This window comes from Paenibacillus shenyangensis (genome assembly GCF_000346635.1).
In the GTDB taxonomy this organism is placed as follows: domain Bacteria; phylum Bacillota; class Bacilli; order Paenibacillales; family Paenibacillaceae; genus Saccharibacillus; species Saccharibacillus dauci.
This window is the reverse complement of the sequence record NZ_AOIG01000002.1, coordinates 42,236-61,295: the sequence shown is the minus strand read 5'-3', so window position 1 is coordinate 61,295 and position 19,060 is coordinate 42,236. Positions and strand designations below refer to the sequence as shown.

The 19,060-nt window shown below is 48.8% G+C and carries 19 protein-coding genes and 1 riboswitch; of the genes, 18 read left to right on the top strand and 1 reads right to left on the bottom strand.

The features are described 5' to 3' along the window. Positions 1-51: 51 nt before the first annotated feature. The 3 genes from fni (at position 52) to ychF (ending at position 4,254) form a co-directional block, all read left to right on the top strand. Positions 52-1,101, top strand: a complete 1,050-nt coding sequence (gene fni, locus H065_RS0100275; protein ID WP_017810992.1) for a type 2 isopentenyl-diphosphate Delta-isomerase — start codon at positions 52-54, stop codon at positions 1,099-1,101. 221 nt (positions 1,102-1,322) lie between these two features. Then, positions 1,323-3,062 carry a methyl-accepting chemotaxis protein gene (locus H065_RS0100270; RefSeq protein ID WP_017810991.1) on the top strand — a complete coding sequence of 580 codons (1,740 nt, stop codon included), beginning with the start codon at positions 1,323-1,325 and terminating at the stop codon, positions 3,060-3,062. 91 nt (positions 3,063-3,153) lie between these two features. Continuing rightward, a complete protein-coding gene (ychF, locus tag H065_RS0100265) occupies positions 3,154-4,254 on the top strand; it encodes a redox-regulated ATPase YchF (RefSeq protein ID WP_017810990.1) in 1,101 nt (366 codons plus the stop codon). 347 nt (positions 4,255-4,601) lie between these two features. Here the strand turns inward: ychF and H065_RS0100260 are convergent, their stop codons facing one another. Continuing rightward, positions 4,602-5,588 (bottom strand): aldo/keto reductase, encoded by a 987-nt coding sequence (locus H065_RS0100260; RefSeq protein WP_026135945.1) that lies wholly within the window; start codon positions 5,586-5,588, stop codon positions 4,602-4,604. 457 nt (positions 5,589-6,045) lie between these two features. On the opposite strand from H065_RS0100260, the gene prfA reads away from it, so the two are divergent. The 15 genes from prfA to H065_RS0100185 all read left to right on the top strand — a co-directional run bounded on the left by prfA (position 6,046) and on the right by H065_RS0100185 (position 19,045). Next, positions 6,046-7,113, top strand: a complete 1,068-nt coding sequence (gene prfA, locus H065_RS0100255; RefSeq protein ID WP_017810987.1) for a peptide chain release factor 1 — start codon at positions 6,046-6,048, stop codon at positions 7,111-7,113. A 4-nt stretch (positions 7,114-7,117) separates the two neighbouring features. Next, positions 7,118-8,014, top strand: a complete 897-nt coding sequence (prmC, locus tag H065_RS0100250) for a peptide chain release factor N(5)-glutamine methyltransferase (protein WP_017810986.1) — start codon at positions 7,118-7,120, stop codon at positions 8,012-8,014. Positions 8,015-8,048: 34 nt separating this feature from the next. Continuing rightward, positions 8,049-9,227 carry an FtsW/RodA/SpoVE family cell cycle protein gene (locus H065_RS0100245; RefSeq protein WP_017810985.1) on the top strand — a complete coding sequence of 393 codons (1,179 nt, stop codon included), beginning with the start codon at positions 8,049-8,051 and terminating at the stop codon, positions 9,225-9,227. A 225-nt stretch (positions 9,228-9,452) separates the two neighbouring features. After that, positions 9,453-10,559, top strand: coding sequence for an L-threonylcarbamoyladenylate synthase (locus H065_RS0100240; protein WP_017810984.1), 1,107 nt, complete (start codon positions 9,453-9,455; stop codon positions 10,557-10,559). A 110-nt stretch (positions 10,560-10,669) separates the two neighbouring features. Then, the gene (locus tag H065_RS0100235) at positions 10,670-11,263 is read left to right on the top strand and encodes a low molecular weight protein arginine phosphatase (RefSeq protein WP_017810983.1); all 594 of its coding nucleotides are present in this window, start codon (positions 10,670-10,672) and stop codon (positions 11,261-11,263) included. A gap of 67 nt (positions 11,264-11,330) precedes the next feature. Further along, a riboswitch (ZMP/ZTP riboswitch) is annotated at positions 11,331-11,414 on the top strand. 254 nt (positions 11,415-11,668) lie between these two features. Further along, positions 11,669-12,256: a TIGR01440 family protein gene (locus tag H065_RS0100230; protein WP_017810982.1), complete on the top strand. Its 588-nt coding sequence runs from the start codon at positions 11,669-11,671 to the stop codon at positions 12,254-12,256. 88 nt (positions 12,257-12,344) lie between these two features. Next, positions 12,345-13,595, top strand: a complete 1,251-nt coding sequence (glyA, locus tag H065_RS0100225; protein WP_017810981.1) for a serine hydroxymethyltransferase — start codon at positions 12,345-12,347, stop codon at positions 13,593-13,595. A 514-nt stretch (positions 13,596-14,109) separates the two neighbouring features. After that, positions 14,110-14,739, top strand: a complete 630-nt coding sequence (upp, locus tag H065_RS0100220) for a uracil phosphoribosyltransferase (RefSeq protein ID WP_017810980.1) — start codon at positions 14,110-14,112, stop codon at positions 14,737-14,739. Between the two features lie 20 nt (positions 14,740-14,759). Then, on the top strand, positions 14,760-15,932 hold the full coding sequence (wecB, locus tag H065_RS0100215; protein ID WP_017810979.1) for a non-hydrolyzing UDP-N-acetylglucosamine 2-epimerase: 1,173 nt from the start codon (positions 14,760-14,762) through the stop codon (positions 15,930-15,932). A gap of 135 nt (positions 15,933-16,067) precedes the next feature. After that, positions 16,068-16,343, top strand: a complete 276-nt coding sequence (locus H065_RS0100210; RefSeq protein ID WP_152425760.1) for an AtpZ/AtpI family protein — start codon at positions 16,068-16,070, stop codon at positions 16,341-16,343. Continuing rightward, positions 16,336-16,749: an ATP synthase subunit I gene (locus tag H065_RS24825; RefSeq protein WP_017810977.1), complete on the top strand. Its 414-nt coding sequence runs from the start codon at positions 16,336-16,338 to the stop codon at positions 16,747-16,749. The genes H065_RS0100210 and H065_RS24825 overlap by 8 nt, the downstream gene beginning before the upstream one ends. Next, a complete protein-coding gene (gene atpB, locus H065_RS0100200) occupies positions 16,742-17,533 on the top strand; it encodes a F0F1 ATP synthase subunit A (protein WP_017810976.1) in 792 nt (263 codons plus the stop codon). The genes H065_RS24825 and atpB overlap by 8 nt, the downstream gene beginning before the upstream one ends. Before the next feature lie 146 nt (positions 17,534-17,679). Continuing rightward, positions 17,680-17,904, top strand: a complete 225-nt coding sequence (atpE, locus tag H065_RS0100195) for a F0F1 ATP synthase subunit C (RefSeq protein ID WP_017810975.1) — start codon at positions 17,680-17,682, stop codon at positions 17,902-17,904. A gap of 113 nt (positions 17,905-18,017) precedes the next feature. Beyond that, a complete protein-coding gene (gene atpF / locus H065_RS0100190) occupies positions 18,018-18,503 on the top strand; it encodes a F0F1 ATP synthase subunit B (protein ID WP_017810974.1) in 486 nt (161 codons plus the stop codon). Further along, positions 18,500-19,045 carry a F0F1 ATP synthase subunit delta gene (locus H065_RS0100185; protein WP_017810973.1) on the top strand — a complete coding sequence of 182 codons (546 nt, stop codon included), beginning with the start codon at positions 18,500-18,502 and terminating at the stop codon, positions 19,043-19,045. Before atpF ends, H065_RS0100185 begins: the two co-directional genes overlap by 4 nt. Positions 19,046-19,060: the final 15 nt, after the last annotated feature.

Sequence of the window (19,060 nt, the reverse complement as noted above, 5' to 3'; positions counted from 1 at the left end):
AGCCTGTAAGTATAGGGTTGTAGCAAAGCCGGTTTCAGGGAGGAGGGGCTCATGAATCAGGAGAACCCTATAGCAGGAAATATTTCGGATCGAAAAAGTGCGCATGTGCGGCTCTGTCTGGAGGAAGATGTTGCAGGAGCAGGAATTACTTCGGGAATGGAGCAGTATCGGTTTCGGCATCAGGCACTGCCGGAGATCGATTTTGGCAGTATCGATCTTGGTACATCATTTTTGAATATTCCGATGTCTGCGCCGCTGTTGATCAGCTCTATGACAGGCGGTAGTGAGGCGACCGGACAGATTAACCGGCGTCTGGCCCAGGCTGCAGAGAGTCGCGGCTGGGCGATGGGACTCGGCTCGGTACGGGCAGCCATTGAACAGGATGAGCTGGCCAGTACATTCAACGTACGTCAGGAAGCGCCGACGATACCGGTAATTGCCAATCTGGGAGCTGTGCAGTTGAATTACGGATTCGGTATCGAGCAATGCAGACGTGCTGTGGAACTGGCAGAAGCGAGTGCGCTGGTACTGCATCTGAACAGTCTGCAGGAGGTTTTTCAACCGGAGGGTAATGTGAACTTTGCGGGGCTGTTATCCCGGATCGAACAGGTAGCCCGGCAGCTGGAAGTTCCGGTTGGTATCAAGGAAGTTGGCTGGGGCATTGATGGCAGTACGGCACGCCGTCTGACGGATGCTGGCGCAGCCTTTATCGATGTGGCAGGTGCAGGCGGAACGTCATGGAGCCAGGTGGAGAAATTCCGCAGCAGTGATGCGGTACGCCGCGATGCAGCGGAAGCTTTTGCCGGATGGGGTACACCAACGGCTGAATGTATACGCGATGTACGTGCAGAGCTGCCGAAGATTCCGCTGATCGGTAGCGGAGGACTTAGTCACGGCGTCGATGCTGCCAAAGCGATTGCGCTGGGTGCGGATCTGGCAGGATTTGGCCGCTCTCTGCTGGGCGCAGCAGTAGAATCGGTCGAAGCACTGGAGCTGGTATTACAGCGTGTAGAATTCGAATTGTCGGCTGCCATGTTTGGCGTAGGGGCTGCCAGTATAGATGAATTGCAGCAGACAGATCGTCTGTATCGACGCGAATAGCATCTTCCTATAATCGTGTAAGCCCGGAATCCTATCCGGGCTTTTTGCTATGCGCTATTGGTTGGTATGCAGTCTGTAGTTAGACGAAGTCTGTTATGAATAATGTTTTGAAATTAAGAAAGTTTCTGAAACACTCTACAAAAGTCGCACTCTGCGGACGATATTAAATAGGTAATTCGTACTATTATATCATGTTCATAAATGCAGGGAGGAAAGAGAAATTGAAGAAGCTTCAGCAAATCAGACTGGGTTTGCGTCCCAAATTATATCTTATTATTCTGCTGCCACTATTTATTATTGGATCGCTGACCATGTGGACAACGCAGCGTCTGATACAGGAGTCCGCGCTATCTACACTTCAGCACAGCAATGAGACGCTGGCGACTCATACAGCAGCACAGCTGAATACGGAGGATATCCGTAAATTATATACGTACAGTGAACCCGAACAAAGCCAGGAATACAAAGACTTGAGGACCCAGATCAATAATCTGCGTCTGCAGTCCGGCGCGCTCTATGTTTATCTGTTCAATTATGCCGATAATAAATGGTTTTATACGGTGGATGGAGCGAGTTGGGACGACGAAGGCTACAGTGCCTACAATGATGACATGAGTTTTAACACAGATGCGAGTGCCAGACTGACTGCAGGTCAGAGTGTAACGACTGATGTAGTATCCGATCCGGAATGGGGAGATTTATTCTCTACTTTTACTCCAATCAAGGACAAGAGCGGTCAGATCGTAGGCTATCTGGGTATCGATATCTCTGCCAAAACAGTCAATACGGTGTATGAACAAACGCTAACTCAGGCTTACAAACTGGTTATTCCGATTTTTGCCGGAGTGGTACTTCTTGCAGCTCTATGCGCCATGCTGTTTATCCGTCGTACGTTGAATCAGGTAGGCGAGATCAAGCATAGTATGGAGAAAGTGACTGCAGGAGATTTGACGGTAGGCTCACAACGTATTACCGGTGACCAGCTGGGCGAGATCAGTGATCTGAACAATGCCATGATCCAACATATTACCGAGATGATTACCAGTATTCAGTCGGGTTCCGGTACGCTGCAGGATTCCTCGCAGTATATTGCCGAAGTCGCCCAAGGCACGCTTCGCCAGACGGAGGAATTGTCACGGGCTATTCAGGAGATTGCGCTTGGTTCTACACAGCAGTCGGAGCAGACTGAACAATCGGTACAGCAGTCGACCCAGCTGGGGCGTATTATCGATGAGATTGGCAGCTATGTCAGCCAGTTCAGTACGACAGCCGAACAGCTGTCCAGCGTAAGCAGCAAAGTCAGACATGAACATGAACAATTGCTGGAACAGGGAAAAGAAAACGTAGAGCGTGTACGTCAGATCCAGCAGCAGTCTGAAATATTGGCAGAACAGTCGCGCGAAGCTTCCAGCATCAGTGGACAGGTGCAGAGTATCGTCAAGCAGACACAGATTCTGGCTCTTAACGCCTCAATAGAAGCTTCCCGCGCCGGTGAAGCAGGCAAAGGATTCTCGGTTGTAGCCAGCGAGATGCGTAATCTGGCACAGCAGTCCGAACAGTCGATCGGAGAGATCGATAACATGCTGCGTCAGTTTGTTGAGCAGATCGGCCGGATCAACGTACAGTTTGAAGCCAATATGGAATCGGCGAACCGCCAGGAAGTGCAGATTGAAGAATGTATGGAATCCTTTGAACAGGTGAGTCAGGTATCCGGTGAGGTGCATCAGCTGGCGCTGGATCTGTCGCAAAAAACCGACAGTATGCAGCACATCCGCCATGAAGTGGAAGAGCATCTGGGCTATATTGCTTCCGCAACCGAAGAGACCTCTGCCATGACCGAGGAAGTGGCTGCCAGCGCCCTGGAACAGCAAAAGTCCGTTTCGGAACTGTCCGAGATATCCGGCAGCCTGAAGACCCTTGCTCACGAACTCAAAGGGCAATCGGATAAATTTATCGTATAGTTCGTTTGCCACGCCTTGGGTTCTCATATATAATAGTGTGGAAATTCAGATCGAACGCTTACCAATTCAACTAATAGGAGTTGTCATATAAATGGCTTTGAAAGCTGGTATTGTTGGGCTTCCTAACGTCGGGAAATCCACACTTTTTAATGCAATCACCCAGGCGGGTGCCGAATCCGCCAACTATCCGTTCTGTACCATTGATCCTAACGTCGGTATCGTCGAAGTACCGGATGAGCGTCTGGACAAACTGACCGAACTGGTTGAACCGAAAAAAACCGTCCCTACTGCATTCGAATTTGTTGATATCGCCGGTCTGGTACGCGGCGCGAGCAAAGGCGAAGGACTGGGTAACAAATTCCTCGCCCATATCCGTGAAGTCGATGCAATCGTACACGTGGTACGTTGTTTTGAAGATGAGAACATCACCCACGTAGATGGCAAAATCGATCCGATCAGCGATATCCAGACCATTAATCTGGAGCTGGTACTGGCCGATCTGGACAGTGTCGAGAAGCGTATTGACCGTTCCAAAAAGAACATGAAGGGCGGCAACAAACAATACGCCCAGGAAGTCGAAGTACTGGAACGCATCAAAGAAGCCCTGTATAACGATATGCCTGTCCGCAGTGTAGAGCTGAGTGATGAAGAGCGTCTGATCGTTCGCGATCTGCATCTGCTGACCATGAAGCCTGTACTGTATGCAGCGAATGTGAGTGAAGACGGCGTAACCGAAGCCGATACCAACCCGTACGTGCTGAAAGTCAAAGAATTCGCCGAAGCCGAAAATGCGGTTGTCGTGCCAATCAGTGCCAAGATCGAAGCGGATATTTCCGAAATGGAAGAAGAAGACAAAGCGATGTTCCTCGAAGAACTGGGTCTGTCCGAATCCGGCCTGAACCGTCTGATCAAAGCAGCGTATCGTCTGCTTGGTCTGTATACGTACTTTACAGCCGGCGTACAGGAAGTACGCGCCTGGACAATCCGCAAAGGCACCAAAGCTCCTGGAGCAGCCGGTGTGATTCATACCGACTTTGAGCGTGGATTTATCCGTGCCGAAGTGGTTAGCTACGAGGATCTGGTGAATGCCGGTTCCATGAACGGCGCCAAAGAGCGCGGTCAGCTGCGCCTGGAAGGTAAAGAGTATGTCGTGCAGGATGGCGACGTAATGCACTTCCGTTTCAACGTATAAAATAACGAAGATCCACAGGATCTTGCCTGTACACAAGCCTTATTCCATCAGCTCGATCGTATACACATCGTATACGGTCTGCGGATCGGAATAAGGCTTTTTTGCATTCTTTTTCATAACAATATAGATAAAATAAAACAGGTAAGAAAAGAGTATATAGAGCCAATCGTACCGTCATTCGTAACCAGATTCGTAATCAGAAAGCCACTTTTAACTGATTAACAGCAGGCAATCGGCATAACCGTGTATGTGTCAGCAAAAAAAGAACGATCTGCCATTTGACAGACCGTTCGCGGATTATTGATTACTGCTTTAGCGATCAGACCAAGCAGTATACAAGATTATACTTAACGATTAACGTTGACCATGCCGGCTTCCGGATAACGCTCACCAACAGCTGCCCCTTTGGGTGCGATAGCATCAATCCGCTGCAGTTCTTCCTGGGTAAAGGAAATATCCAGTGCGCCTACATTTTCCAGCAGGTATTTGGTCTTTTTGGTACCTGGGATAGGAGCGATATCTTCTCCTTGGGCTAGCAGCCAGGCCAGTGCCAGCTGGGAAGGCGGGCAGTTTTTCTCTGCAGCAATCTCGCGAATCCGGGCGACCAGATCGAGGTTTTTCTGGAAATTCTCGCCCTGGAAGCGTGGCGAATAACGGCGATAGTCACCTTCTTCCAGATCGTCAAAAGACTTTATCTGACCGGTCAGGAACCCGCGGCCGAGTGGACTGTAAGGTACAAATCCGATACCAAGCTCACGGCACAGCGGTAATATCTCATCCTCTACATCCCGGCTCCATAGAGAATATTCAGTCTGCAGAGCCGAGATCGGGAATACATCATGCGCCCGGCGCATCGTGGCAGCCGATGCTTCGGACAGTCCCAGATAGCGCACTTTGCCCTCGCGTACCAGTTCAGCCATCGCACCAACCGTTTCCTCGATCGGCGCATCGGGATCGACCCGGTGCTGATAATACAAATCAATCGTATCGACACCCAGCCGCTTCAGACTTTTCTCGCATGCTTCGCGTACATATTCAGGGCGTCCGCTAATTCCCAGATAAGAGCCGTCTTCGCCGCGCACATTACCGAACTTCGTGGCGATAATCACATCCTGGCGATGCTGACGGATAAAAGGGCCAATAAACTCTTCATTATGCCCATTCCCGTACATATCAGCCGTATCATAAAAAGTAATACCATTCTCAAAAGCCACTTCCAGGGTGCGCAGTGATTCCTGCTCATCCCTTCCTGAATAAAATTCGGACATTCCCATACAGCCCAGACCGAGTGCCGATACAACAAGTCCCTGCTTGCCAATGTGTCGTTGAGTCATGGTCATGATTTGCCTCCTTGAGATTCAGATGATTGGGTATTACGATTAATCTTTTTTTGTTCAATCGGCCGTAATCATTGTATTTCATGACAAGCTGCATCAGAGGTGTTTATGCCGATATGTTCATTATAGATACTCTGCGCCGCAATAGCCAAATTCAGACATATATGTACTGGAATTTGTATTTAAAAAAATGGATAAAACGGGATATTAAAGATAGGAAAGTGGATATTTCTATGCTATAATCAAGAGTCGTAACCCTGTATTTGACGCATACTAACAGCTGTATCCCGTACATCTGTGATGCGGTTGGAAGCAGGGTATTCCTTTTATAGTCATGTCATTTTGATCTGAAGCACTGCTGTAATGACTGTTTCAATAGATCCAGTGAACGCCATACAGCATGTTTTTTTGAATGTTATAAATAACTATTGAATATATGAAGAGGTGGTTTTCCGTGTTAGATCGTTTACAGGCATTAGCGGACCGCTATGAGAAATTGAGCGAGTTGTTGTGTGATCCGGACGTGGCAAGTGATTCCAAGCGTCTGCGTGATTATTCCAAGGAACAGTCGGATCTGCAGCCGACATTTGAAGCATATACCGAATATCGCCGGGTAACGGAAGAGCTGGATGCAGCCAAGCAGCTGCAAAGCGAGAAGCTCGACGACGAGATGCGTGAGATGGTCAAGATGGAGATTGATGAATTGTCTGCCCGCAAGGACGAACTGGAAGAGCAGATTCATATTCTATTAATGCCCAAAGATCCAAATGACGACAAAAATGTTATTGTGGAGATTCGTGGTGCGGCAGGTGGAGACGAGGCGGCTTTGTTCGCAGCGGATCTGTACCGCATGTATACCCGCTTTGCAGATACACAGGGCTGGCGCGTAGAAGTACTCGATACCAACGTCAGCGATCTGGGCGGTTTCAAGGAAGTGACTTTCTTAATCAATGGACGCGGTGCCTACAGCAAACTCAAATTTGAGAGCGGTGCACACCGTGTACAGCGTATTCCTTCGACGGAATCAGGCGGCCGTATTCATACCTCTACCTCGACGGTAGCCGTTATGCCTGAAGCGGAAGAACTGGATATTGCGATCCATGACCGTGATATCCGTGTCGATACATTCTGTTCCAGCGGCGCGGGCGGTCAGTCCGTTAATACGACCAAATCGGCTGTACGGGTTACCCACATGCCGACCGGTATCGTAGCGACCTGTCAGGATGGTAAATCCCAGAACTCCAACAAGGAAAAGGCACTTCAGGTTCTGCGCGCCCGTATCTCCGATATGATGCGTCAGGAAGAAGAAGCCAAATACGCCGGCGAACGTAAAAGCAAAGTAGGTACGGGAGATCGCAGTGAACGTATCCGTACGTATAATTTTCCACAAAGTCGTGTAACCGACCACCGGATCGGATTGACACTTCACAAGCTGGATCAGGTCATGAACGGCGAGATTGAAGAAATCGTATCTGCGCTGACACTGGCTGAACAAGCTGATCTGATGGCCAAAGAGGCGTAATCGATTGACACAGGATCAACAGCTGTTCGTAATGCAGTCGCAGCAAAGTATAAGAGAAGCCTATGTTGAGGCTTCTTCTTTTTTAAGACAGCAGCAGGTGATGGAGCCGGAATCCAATACCAAGCTGCTGCTGGAATGGGTGCTGGATCTGTCGGGAGCTGCTTATTATATGGCACTGCCCGATCCGTTTCCGTCAGACAAGCGCGAAGCCTGGGAGAGTGTGGTTAATCGCAAAGCCCAGGGAGAGCCGGCGCAGTATATTATCGGTGAACAGGAATTTTACGGAGAATTGTTCCACGTGAATCCTTCGGTATTGATACCAAGGCCGGAAACAGAGCTGCTGGTGGAAGCCGTAGTGAAGTATGGTCAGAGCCTTCCTGCACGCGAGGATGGACTTCCGCGAATCTGCGTGGATATCGGTACAGGCAGCGGAGCAATCGCGCTGACGATTGCCCGTCTTTGTCCGCAGTGGCAGGTAGTAGCCAGCGATATTTCGCCGGATGCCCTGCAGGTGGCCCAGCATAACAGCAGACAGCAGGGGATAGAGATTGGCTGGCAGCAGGGTAATCTGCTGGAGCCATTTACCGGCAGTCGTGTAGATATTCTGGTCTCCAATCCTCCCTATATTCCGGATGAAGATATCGTCGGGCTGCAGCCGGAGGTACGGGAGCATGAGCCGCTGACTGCACTGGCAGGCGGACCGGATGGTCTCGGTCCTTACCGGATCATGATCGACCAGCTGAATCTGCTCGCGAGTATGCCGGAGCTGATTGCTTTTGAGCTTGGACAGGGACAGGCTCCGGATGTTGCGGAGATGGTTCGCGCAGCAGGCTACGGACAAATTCATATTATCAAGGACCTTGCCGGTATTGAACGTCATGTAATTGGAATCCTAATCTGAAGCAGTACAGGTTGAATGCGAAAAGGAGACAGGCATGATCACAAAGCTGAAGCGGATCGATTGGACATTGTTTACGATTTTACTGATCATGATGGCGATAAGTCTGGTGGTCATTTACAGCGCAACCCATAGCAGCTCACGTTTTGGAGGCTCCACTTCCAAAATGGCTTTTTACTATCTGGCTGGATTTATGGTCTTTTTTGTAGCGGCATTTGTGGATTATCGCTTGTGGATCAAGTATGCCAAGTATATTTACATTGGTGGTATTGCCCTACTGCTGCTCGTTATGATTATTGGACAGACGCTGAATAATGCACAGGGATGGCTAAGTATAGGTGGATTGAGTTTGCAGCCGGCCGAGTTATTCAAATTGGTACTGATTATTTCTCTTTCGACGATGCTCGCAGCCAAGAAAAAGATCAAACTGTTATTCTGGCGGGACATAACACCGCTGCTTGCCGTGACCTTTGTTCCTTTTGCCCTTGTTATGGTGCAGAATGATCTGGGGAATGCGCTGAGTTATTTGATTATTATGGTAGCTCTATTATGGATCGGTAATATCAAATATACACAGGCGATTATTTTTACAACGATTGCTGTTGCGATGGTAGTAGTGGGTATTCGCAGCTATGTAGCTTACCATGATCAGATCAAGACGTATCTGAATGATATCAAGCGTGACCACTGGATGGAGCGGATCGATCCATGGCTGATGCCGGATGAAGCTACGGCCAAGGCGATTTATCATACCCGTAATGCCAAGCTCGCGATCGCATCGGGAGGACTCAGTGGCGAAGGCTTTATGAAAGGCAGCTCGGTGCAGGCAGAACGTGTACCTTTGACGTATTCGGATTCCATCTTTGTGGTAGTAGCCGAAGAGTTCGGATTTGTCGGGGCAGCTGTACTACTTTTGCTGTATTTTACCCTGATTCATCGGTTGGTGCTGGTGTCTCTGGAATGCCGGGAACGAGCCGGGCCTTATCTTATTATTGGTATAGTGGCGATGCTGCTCTATCAGATATTTGAAAATATCGGCATGTTTATCGGTCTGATGCCACTGACCGGGATTACGCTGCCGTTTATCAGCTTTGGCGGTACTTCACTGGTTATGAATATGGCCTGTATGGGCCTGGTCATGAGTATTCGTATTCATAATCAGCTGGATACGGAAGAGGTTTCAATGGAAGCAGGAAGTCGTTATACACTGAATTAAATGGAGTACATAGAGTACTCACAGACAGTGCAGCATATGAATAGGTTTGGGACATGCAGATGCCCCGGATTTAGGAATGCTCACCAGAATGTCAGCACTTCATCGCAGATGACGTCAGGTCATAGGAGGAGAACCGGGAGTTTGTCATCGGGTCTCCTTTTCTGCATGAATCGGGAGAATATACAGGATAGATATGGAATGGTATAGAAGACAGGGAGGCAGTACATGATGAACGATTGGACGGAAAAAGGGTATTCTCCATCTTCTGCAGATCAGCCGGTGCAAATCTGGGATGCGCAGCAGATAGAGAAGGCTGAACATGATATTGCAGAGGCTGGCGAGATTCTGAGACAAGGCGGAATTGTCGCTTTTCCTACAGAAACAGTATATGGATTGGGTGCAGATGCAGGGAATTCAGCAGCAGTAGAAGCTGTATTCGCTGCCAAAGGAAGACCTTCCGACAATCCGCTCATCGTGCATATTTCGCAGCTGGAACAGCTGGAGCATCTGGTTACGGATATCCAACCGGTGGAGCGCAGGTTGATGGAGCATTTCTGGCCGGGACCGTTAACCCTTGTGATGCCGGTGAAGCCGGGAGCGGTATCTCCCTATGTAACAGCCGGGCTGGATACGGTAGGAGTACGGATGCCGGATCATCCAGTGGCACTGCGTCTGATTACAGCGGCAGGCTGCCCGCTGGCTGCTCCAAGTGCCAACCGTTCGGGCCGTCCCAGCCCCACGACTGCAGAACATGTAGCAGAAGATCTGTCTTCCCGTATTCAGGGAATTGTCGATGGAGGCAGTGCCGGAGTAGGGGTCGAATCTACTGTTATTCAGGTGCAGGAGGATGGAACAGTTATGATTCTGAGACCGGGCGGCATTACGGAAGATCAGCTGCTTACGGTAGCACCAGCTGTCATGATCGATCCGGGTCTGTCCGGTGTATCGGCCGATACAACGCCACGCGCGCCGGGTATGAAGTATGCGCATTATGCCCCGCGCGGCAGTATGACTATCGTACATGGGGAAGATTCTGCAGCTGTGCGTCATTATATCAATGAGCAACTGTATCAGGCAGAGCAACGAGGGGAACGGACAGGTGTTTTGCTGTTCGATGAAGACCATGTTGATTATGGATCGGCGCTTCACTTATCGCTGGGCAGCCGGTCTACACCAGAGGTGGCGGCCAATCGGCTCTATGCCTGTTTGCGTACACTGGATGCTCACGGAATCACCTTTATTCTGGCTACAGGCTGTAGTGAGAACGGTGTGGGCATGGCAGTGATGAATCGTCTGTCCAAAGCAGCCGGCGGCCGGATTATATATATTTGATTGGTTTTTACAGCATAACCTGCCGGTTCGGATGAATGATGGAATGTCTTTTGCTATAATAAAAGTTAAGCATTACAATGATCTGAATCCATTGAACGGAGGTGCATGGTATGCATCGTATTTTATTTGTATGTACAGGCAATACCTGCCGCAGTCCCATGGCAGAGGCATTTATGCGAAAGCTGGCACAGCAGCGCGGAATACCGGTTGAGGTACGTTCGGCAGGCGTAGCGGCGGTGGATGGCATGTCCGTATCCCATCATGCCGAAGCTGTACTGAAAGATCACCAAATTCATGATCGTCTGACTTCATCTTCTCTGACCCGTGATACGATCGCATGGGCAGATCTTGTACTGACGCTGACCGGCAGTCATAAAAAACATGTGCTGAGTCGTTTTCCAATGGCGGCAGGCAAAGTATATACACTCAAAGAATATGTGGAAAATGATACTCGTGTACTGTCTGATCTGGAAGAACTGGATAGTCTTCATGCTTCACTGGAAATACGCCGTGCGCTGGGAGAAGAAGTGGATTCTGCCGAGTACGAGCGTCTGATCGAGATTCAGCAGCGTATTCCCGGATTTGATATTGTAGATCCATTTGGTGGCAGCAGAGATGATTACGAAGTAGCGGCAGCTGATATCCGTGCTGCACTCGACAAGCTGCTGGACAAGCTGGAAGCTTATCGACCACGGGAATCCTGATAATTTAATTTTATCGCAGGAACGTGTTGATTTTATAAAAAACATGTCTTATGATGTAAGCACAAGACAGACCCGGTGTAACTGGCGACAAGAGTGGAACCTGACCACGATGGAGCACTGGGATATACGGCCGGTCGCCTGGGCAAAGAGCAGATACAGCATGCATACGCATGTGTATCATGCTCTTTTTTTGGTCTTAAGGAGTCTGACCGTGATATTCATACATAAAAGAACGGCTGGACAGCCTATAGCAAGGAGCATACAATTGTCCGGTTGTGCCTATTTTGTAAGGAATGTCGCCGCAGCTCTCCTGCCTGCGCTATAATAATGATGCAAAGTGCAGCTGAATCATGTCGGTGCTGACGAACATTGTGATAATGGCACAAAGGAGGCAGGAGAACACTAATGGCTGATCAGGAAAAGATAGCATCTATTCGCCAGGATGCTGCAGCGATTACCCGTGAATTAGCGGAAGCAGCAAATCTGGGACCCCACCATCTGCTGGTAATTGGCGCAAGCACAAGCGAGATTGCCGGACAGCATATCGGTACATCCGGAACACTGGATATCGCAGAAGCACTGGTGGAAGGTATAAGGGAAGTACAGGCGGAAATAGGATTTCAATTGGCTTTTCAGTGCTGTGAGCATCTGAATCGTGCACTGGTGGTTGAGCGTTCCACGCTGGAACGATACAACTGGACAGAGGTGGCGGCTGTACCTATTCCAAGAGCCGGCGGCTCGATGGCGGCTTATGTGTATCAGACGATGACAGACCCGTGCCTGGCCGAGACAGTAGAAGCCCATGCAGGAATAGATATTGGCGAGACGCTGATTGGCATGCATATGCGGCGTGTAGCGGTTCCTTACCGCCCGGCAATCCGTTATATCGGTGAAGCCCGCGTCAATGCAGCCCGCAGTCGTCCCAAACTGATCGGTGGAGAACGTGCTGTATATGCTCCTCTCCCACAGGCAGATGGCGGGACATGCGACTGATTAACAGAAGATTAACAACAATAGTGTTTACACGCAGCCTGTCTGCGATTAGCTTGAATAAATAATGACCTACAGGGGGAAATGACGAATGATGGAGCAATTGAGAAACAGTGATCCGGCAGTACTTGAGGCAATGGGATTGGAACTGAAGCGTCAGCGCACCAATATCGAACTGATCGCCTCCGAGAATATCGTAAGTGAAGCGGTTATGGAAGCGATGGGATCCGTACTGACTAACAAGTACGCCGAAGGTTATCCGGGCAAACGCTACTATGGTGGCTGTGAGCATGTGGATATCGTCGAGAATATTGCCCGCGACCGTGCCAAGGAACTGTTTGGTGCCGAGCATGTCAACGTACAGCCGCACTCCGGTGCACAGGCCAATATGGCGGTATATCTGGCAGCACTGAAGCCCGGTGATACTGTTCTGGGCATGAATCTCGCTCATGGCGGACATCTGACACACGGCAGTCCTGTCAATGCATCCGGATTGCTGTATAATTTCGTCGCTTACGGCGTACGCGAAGACAACTTTCTGATCGATTATGATGAAGTGCGCAAAACAGCATTCAAGCATCGTCCCCGTCTGATTGTGGCTGGTGCAAGTGCCTATCCGCGTACGATCGATTTTGAAGCACTCGCTTCTATCGCCAATGATGTAGGTGCATTGTTCATGGTCGATATGGCTCATATTGCCGGTCTCGTGGCAGCAGGTGAACACCCAAGTCCGGTGCCGCATGCCCATTTCGTAACAACAACCACCCACAAAACACTGCGCGGACCACGCGGCGGTATGATCATCTGTCGTCAGCCATGGGCAGCAGCGATAGACAAAGCGGTATTCCCGGGTTCCCAGGGCGGTCCGCTGATGCATGTCATTGCTTCCAAAGCGGTAGCTTTTGGCGAAGCACTCCAGCCTTCGTTCAAAACCTATGCACAGAATGTAGTCAAAAATGCCAAAGTACTCGCGCAGACGCTGGTGGATGAAGGATTGACGATCGTATCCGGCGGTACGGACAACCATCTGATGCTAGTGGATACACGCAATATCAACATCACCGGTAAAGAAGCGGAGCATGTACTCGATGCAGTAGGTATCACTACCAACAAAAATGCAATTCCTTTCGATCCAACCAGCCCGTTTGTAACAAGCGGTATTCGTCTGGGCACACCTGCAGCAACATCACGTGGTATGGACGAAGCGGCCATGGAACAGATAGGCAAAATCATCGCCATGACTCTCAAGGCTCCAAAAGACGAAGCAGTACTGGCGCAGGCAAGCAAGCTGGTCGCCGAATTGACAGATCGCTTCCCACTGTATGAGCAGGTTAAATACTAAGAATACTTTTTAAATTCAACAGAATTAGTACCTTTCTTAGAGATATCTTTATCATAATAAAAGTGTTTAATCATTGTTGATATGTAATTATATTCTTATAAAAAAATAAACGAATGCAGGATATGAACCAAGCCTGTTATTCGGCAGAATGATGCAAACCGGCGAGGGAGGTTCCCTTTGCCGGTTTTTGCATACTTTTCCAGTAAATTTTTTTGAAAAAATTAAAATAATTTACCCCATTCAAGCCATTTACCTTTATAATAATAAGGACTGGGTGAAAACAGGATGATTCCGCTTATATTTGGAAATTGTAAGCGTTATACTACAGGATTCGAGAATTGCGTGAAATCAGTAGAGTTGCGGATGAAATTGCCCGGAGGTAATGATATAATAGACAAGATTTACGGGAAAAAGCATTTTTCCCCGTCCTTACCCTTATGACAGGTCATGTGACTACATATGGATACGCAGGACTTACTTATTGTTATTATTGAACATACCGGAGGGACAAACCATGGCAAAACTGGTGATATGCGATCACCCTTTAATTCAACACAAACTCACGTTCATTCGTGACGTTAACACCAATACCAAAGAATTCCGCGAACTCGTTGATGAAGTGGCTACCTTGATGGCTTACGAGATTACACGTGATATTCCGCTGGAATCCATTCCTGTGGAGACGCCTGTTGTTAAGACAGAAGGCAAAGTAATCTCCGGACGTATGCTCGGATTGATTCCGATTCTGCGTGCAGGTCTGGGTATGCTCGATGGCGTCCTGAAGCTGCTTCCTGCAGCCAAGGTAGGTCATGTCGGATTGTTCCGTGATCCGGATACCATGCAGCCAGTAGAATATTATGTAAAGCTTCCGACAGATGTACAGGAGCGCGAACTGATCGTAATCGATCCGATGCTGGCTACAGGCGGTTCGGCGATTGCAGCGATTGATGTACTCAAAAAACGCGGCTGCACCCAGATCAAAATGATGAATCTGATTGCTGCTCCTGAGGGTGTAAAAGCTGTACACGATGTGCATCCCGACGTTGATATTTATGTCGCGGCACTGGATGATCATCTGAATGATCACGGCTATATTGTCCCTGGTCTCGGCGATGCCGGTGACCGTCTGTACGGAACTAAGTAAAGCGAGGTATGACCACAATTATGAAAAAGATCAAAGTAATGACTATTTTTGGCGTGCGTCCGGAAGCGATCAAAATGGCTCCACTCATCCTGGAGCTTCAGCAGCATCCTGAACATATCGAATCCGTTGTCTGCGTTACCGCCCAGCATCGTCAAATGCTGGATCAGGTTCTGGAAGTATTCAATATTACTCCGGATTATGATCTGGACGTAATGAAAGACCGCCAGACGCTGAATGAGATTTCGATTCGCGTTCTGGGAGGACTGGAGCCTGTACTGCGTGAAGCCAAGCCCGATATCGTGCTGGTACACGGTGACACACTGACTACATTCCTCGCGAGCTATGCCGCATTCATGCAGCAGATCAGTGTAGGGCATGTAGAAGCAGGTCTTCGTACATGGAACAAAATGTCTCCATATCCAGAAGAGATGAACCGTCAGCTGACCGGCGTTCTGGCCGATCTTCATTTTTCGCCGACGGAATGGTCTGCAGGCAATCTGTACAAAGAAAATAAGCTTGCGTCAAGCGTGTATATCACAGGCAATACCGTTACGGATGTGTTTCAATATACAGTACAGCCTGATTATCACCATCCCGTTCTGGAATGGGCAGCAGGCAAGCGGCTTATATTGATGACTGCACACCGCCGTGAATCCCAGGGCGAGCCGCATCGCAATATTTTCCGGGCAGTCAAGCGCATTGCTGACGAGTTCGAAGATATCGCGATCGTTTATCCGGTTCACCCGAGTCCGGCCGTCAAGGAACCGGCTCACGAGATTCTGGGCAATCATCCCCGTATTCAGCTGATCGACCCGCTGGATGTAGTGGATCTGCACAATTTCTATCCGCATACCCACCTGATTCTGACAGATTCCGGCGGTTTGCAGGAAGAAGCTCCTTCATTCGGAGTACCTGTTCTCGTACTGCGTGATACAACAGAGCGTCCGGAAGGAATCGAAGCCGGCACACTGGAACTGGTAGGTACGGATGAAGAGAAGATCTACGAACGTGCACAGGCGCTGCTGACGGATCAGGAACTGTATGATTCCATGAGCAAAGCAGCTAATCCGTACGGAGATGGTCAGGCATCCAAGCGGATTGTCAACGCAATTTTGCATCATTACGGCGTTTTGGAAGAGCGTCCTGAAGAATTTCACACAACGTTCAAAAAAGGGCCTACAGCAGTCTTGTGAAATGACGGATTACAGTATACAGTTGTACTGTAAGGTAGGTGTGATAAACCGCACAGCTATGAGGTTCTTTTGTTAGAACTTCGCGTTAATGCGATGAAGCGGATGGTTTGACAAAGACTTTGCCAATTCAGTACAATGAACTGGGATTCTGAGGGTGAACATACTATGACACAGGAACCGCAAAGCAATAAACCTGATTCATCGCCGTGGAAGGCTGTCGGTCTTGTCAGTGCAATCGGGGTAGATCTTGCCCTGTGTACGCTAGCCGGATTCTGGTTTGGTTCCTGGTTGGATGGAATGTGGAATCATTCGGGACTTGGCATCGGTCTGGGAGTGCTGGCGGGGCTGGTTGCAGGTATGGTCAGTATCGTCATCATTATCCGGAAAATAACGGGGGAAAGAAATGATTGAAATACCAGGTTACATATATTGGCTGACCCGGACCACCTTTATTTTTTGGGCCATTTGTCTGCTCGTAGTTGCGCTTTTACCGGATTATCGTCCTATTGCCTTTGGATTGATTGCAGGTTCTGCAGTCAGTTACGTGAACACCAAGTATCTGGCTCGCAAAGTACGTCTGATTACGGATGCAGCAGCAAACGGAGAAAAGAAAAAGAGGGGACTTGGGTTCTCTCAACGTGCAGCCGTGTCGGTGGCGGCTGTGATCCTTGCTGTGAAATTTCCACAATGGTTTGAAATGTACGCTCTGGCAGGAAGCCTCGTATTTGCGCCGTTCGCGCTAATCGTTATCGGTTTTATTCTTTCTCGCCATGAAGAGCGTAACTCCGCTAATGAAAGGGGTGAGAAAAATGCATGAATCACCGATTATAAACGTGGGGTTTGACATCGATTTATCGGTTGTGATTATGCTGATTGTAACTTGTGCCATCGTCTTCATTTTGGCCAAACTGTCAATCCGTAATCTCTCCGTCGACAATCCAAGCAAGCTGCAGAACTTTATGGAATGGGTCGTTGAATTCGTTCAGGGACTGATTACCAGCACGATGGATTACAAAAAAGGAAGACCTTTCCTTTCACTCGGTATTACGCTGATTATGTTTATCTTCGTCGGCAATATGCTGGGACTGCCATTCGGTCTGGTATTCGATTATACCAATGCAGCAAGTGCGACATTCTTTGGACATCCTTTGACTCCGGTTGTAGAAGGTCTGGCGAATGGAAGCCATGGTGTGGAAATCGCTTGGTGGAAATCACCAACTGCTGATGCGGCTGCGGCAATGGGACTGGCGCTGATCGTGTTCGTACTCGTTCACTATCTGGGTATCGTCAGAAATCCGAAGCACTATTTTGCTCATTATTTCAAACCGTTCTTCTTCTTCTTCCCTATCAATGTCATCGAGCAGTTGTCCAAACTGCTGACGCATGGTATGCGTCTATTCGGTAACATTTTTGCGGGTGAGGTACTGATTGCTGTCCTGCTCAAAATGTCTGCTGTCTGGTACGGCGCTATCGCGTCGGTTATTGGTCTGGTTGTATGGCAGGGTTTCAGTATATTCGTTGGTACGATCCAAGCCTTTGTATTTACAATTCTGGCTATGGTGTACATATCACAGTCGCTTGAGACGGATGAAGATCATTAAATCTTTATCGGCAACAACAGGCTGATTTGAATAGCCTGCGTTCTGTTCGGAGGCAATCGGTTTCAAGGTTCGGAAGTAGGTTACCCTTCATACCGGGCTCAATATACATTCAATTACTTATATATCTCTAAGGAGGATTTTTTCACATGGGAGCATTAGCATTTATCGCAGCGGCAATCGCTGTAGGTTTGGGCGCATTGGGCGCAGGTATTGGTAACGGTCTGATCGTAAGTAAAACAGTTGAGGGTGTTGCTCGCCAACCGGAAGCAAAATCCACACTGCAAACGCTTATGTTTATCGGTGTAGGTCTGGTAGAGGCACTGCCTATCATCGGTGTCGTACTGGCATTCATTTTCTACTCTCAAGCATAAGAAATATACAAATCACTTGGCGGGGAAGGCCACAGCCATCCGCGCCTTCTTTTTAGCGTACAGGATGTAACGGATGATTATTGAAGCAGAAGTTAGGGAAGGAGTGAGCTGAATTGCATTTCGTATGGAGCAGTTTTGTATTTACTATTATTGCGTTTTTGATCCTATACTGGTTGTTGAACCGCTACGCGTTCGGTCCGTTGTTTTCGATCATGGAAAAACGTCGTGAGCTGATCAAGCAGCAAATGGATGAAGCAGCTCAGACACGCCAGCAGGCGACTCAATATGTAGAAGAACAAAAAGCAGCTTTGCAACAGGCTCGTAAAGATGCTCAGGATATTATCGAGCAGGCTCGCCAGACGAGCAACAGCCAGACAGAACAGCTGCTTAATCAAGCCAAAGAAGAATCCATGCGTCTCAAAGATGAGGCTGCACGTGATATCGAGAACGAGAAGAACAAAGCCGTGGCTGCACTACGCAGTGAAATCGGTGCTGTCTCTGTACAAATTGCTTCTAAAGTGCTGCAAAAAGAAGTCGATGCCAATGCGCAGGAACAACTGGTGGATAACTACCTGAAAGACGTAGGGATCAGACAATGAGCCGGGACTCGGTAGTATCTTCCCGCTACGCCAGAGCACTTTTTGAAGCAGCGTCCGATCAGGGACGAGTAGAAGAGACAGGACAGGAACTGAAAGCGGTCGTTGAGGCTTTTGAAATGGACAGCGAGATGCGCAACTTTATCGCTACGCCGAATATATCGCTGACGGATAAGGAAAATGTACTGAAAAATGTACTTTCCGGCAAAGTATCCGACATCTTGCTAAGCACTATTCTGCTGCTGATTGAACGGGGCAGACAGGACGTATTCAGCGAATTGCTGACCAGCTACACAGCAATTGTCAGCCGTACATTGAATGTAGCGGATGCTGTAGTCTATACTCCTTATCCGCTGAATGAACAGGAACAGGCCGAAGTGGCTGCCACTTTTGGACAGATATCAGGCAAGCGCCTGAAGGTTGTGAATGTTATTGACGAGAAGCTGATCGGCGGACTCAAAGTCGTGATCGGTGATACTCTGTATGACGGAAGCATTTCGGGCAAGCTTGAACGTTTGGAAAAGTCTTTTCAAAGACAAGCATAAGAGACAGGAGGGACT

Excerpts from the sequence above, each read along its gene's own strand:
- fni (WP_017810992.1), top strand. The coding sequence starts at position 52 with ATGAATCAGGAGAACCCTATAGCAGGAAATATTTCGGATCGAAAAAGT.
- ychF (WP_017810990.1), top strand. The coding sequence starts at position 3,154 with ATGGCTTTGAAAGCTGGTATTGTTGGGCTTCCTAACGTCGGGAAATCC.
- H065_RS0100260 (WP_026135945.1), bottom strand. The coding sequence starts at position 5,588 with ATGACTCAACGACACATTGGCAAGCAGGGACTTGTTGTATCGGCACTC.
- H065_RS0100245 (WP_017810985.1), top strand. The coding sequence starts at position 8,049 with ATGATCACAAAGCTGAAGCGGATCGATTGGACATTGTTTACGATTTTA.
- H065_RS0100240 (WP_017810984.1), top strand. The coding sequence starts at position 9,453 with ATGATGAACGATTGGACGGAAAAAGGGTATTCTCCATCTTCTGCAGAT.
- H065_RS0100235 (WP_017810983.1), top strand. The coding sequence starts at position 10,670 with ATGCATCGTATTTTATTTGTATGTACAGGCAATACCTGCCGCAGTCCC.
- H065_RS0100230 (WP_017810982.1), top strand. The coding sequence starts at position 11,669 with ATGGCTGATCAGGAAAAGATAGCATCTATTCGCCAGGATGCTGCAGCG.
- glyA (WP_017810981.1), top strand. The coding sequence starts at position 12,345 with ATGATGGAGCAATTGAGAAACAGTGATCCGGCAGTACTTGAGGCAATG.
- upp (WP_017810980.1), top strand. The coding sequence starts at position 14,110 with ATGGCAAAACTGGTGATATGCGATCACCCTTTAATTCAACACAAACTC.
- wecB (WP_017810979.1), top strand. The coding sequence starts at position 14,760 with ATGAAAAAGATCAAAGTAATGACTATTTTTGGCGTGCGTCCGGAAGCG.
- H065_RS0100210 (WP_152425760.1), top strand. The coding sequence starts at position 16,068 with ATGAACTGGGATTCTGAGGGTGAACATACTATGACACAGGAACCGCAA.
- H065_RS24825 (WP_017810977.1), top strand. The coding sequence starts at position 16,336 with ATGATTGAAATACCAGGTTACATATATTGGCTGACCCGGACCACCTTT.
- atpB (WP_017810976.1), top strand. The coding sequence starts at position 16,742 with ATGCATGAATCACCGATTATAAACGTGGGGTTTGACATCGATTTATCG.
- atpE (WP_017810975.1), top strand. The coding sequence starts at position 17,680 with ATGGGAGCATTAGCATTTATCGCAGCGGCAATCGCTGTAGGTTTGGGC.
- H065_RS0100185 (WP_017810973.1), top strand. The coding sequence starts at position 18,500 with ATGAGCCGGGACTCGGTAGTATCTTCCCGCTACGCCAGAGCACTTTTT.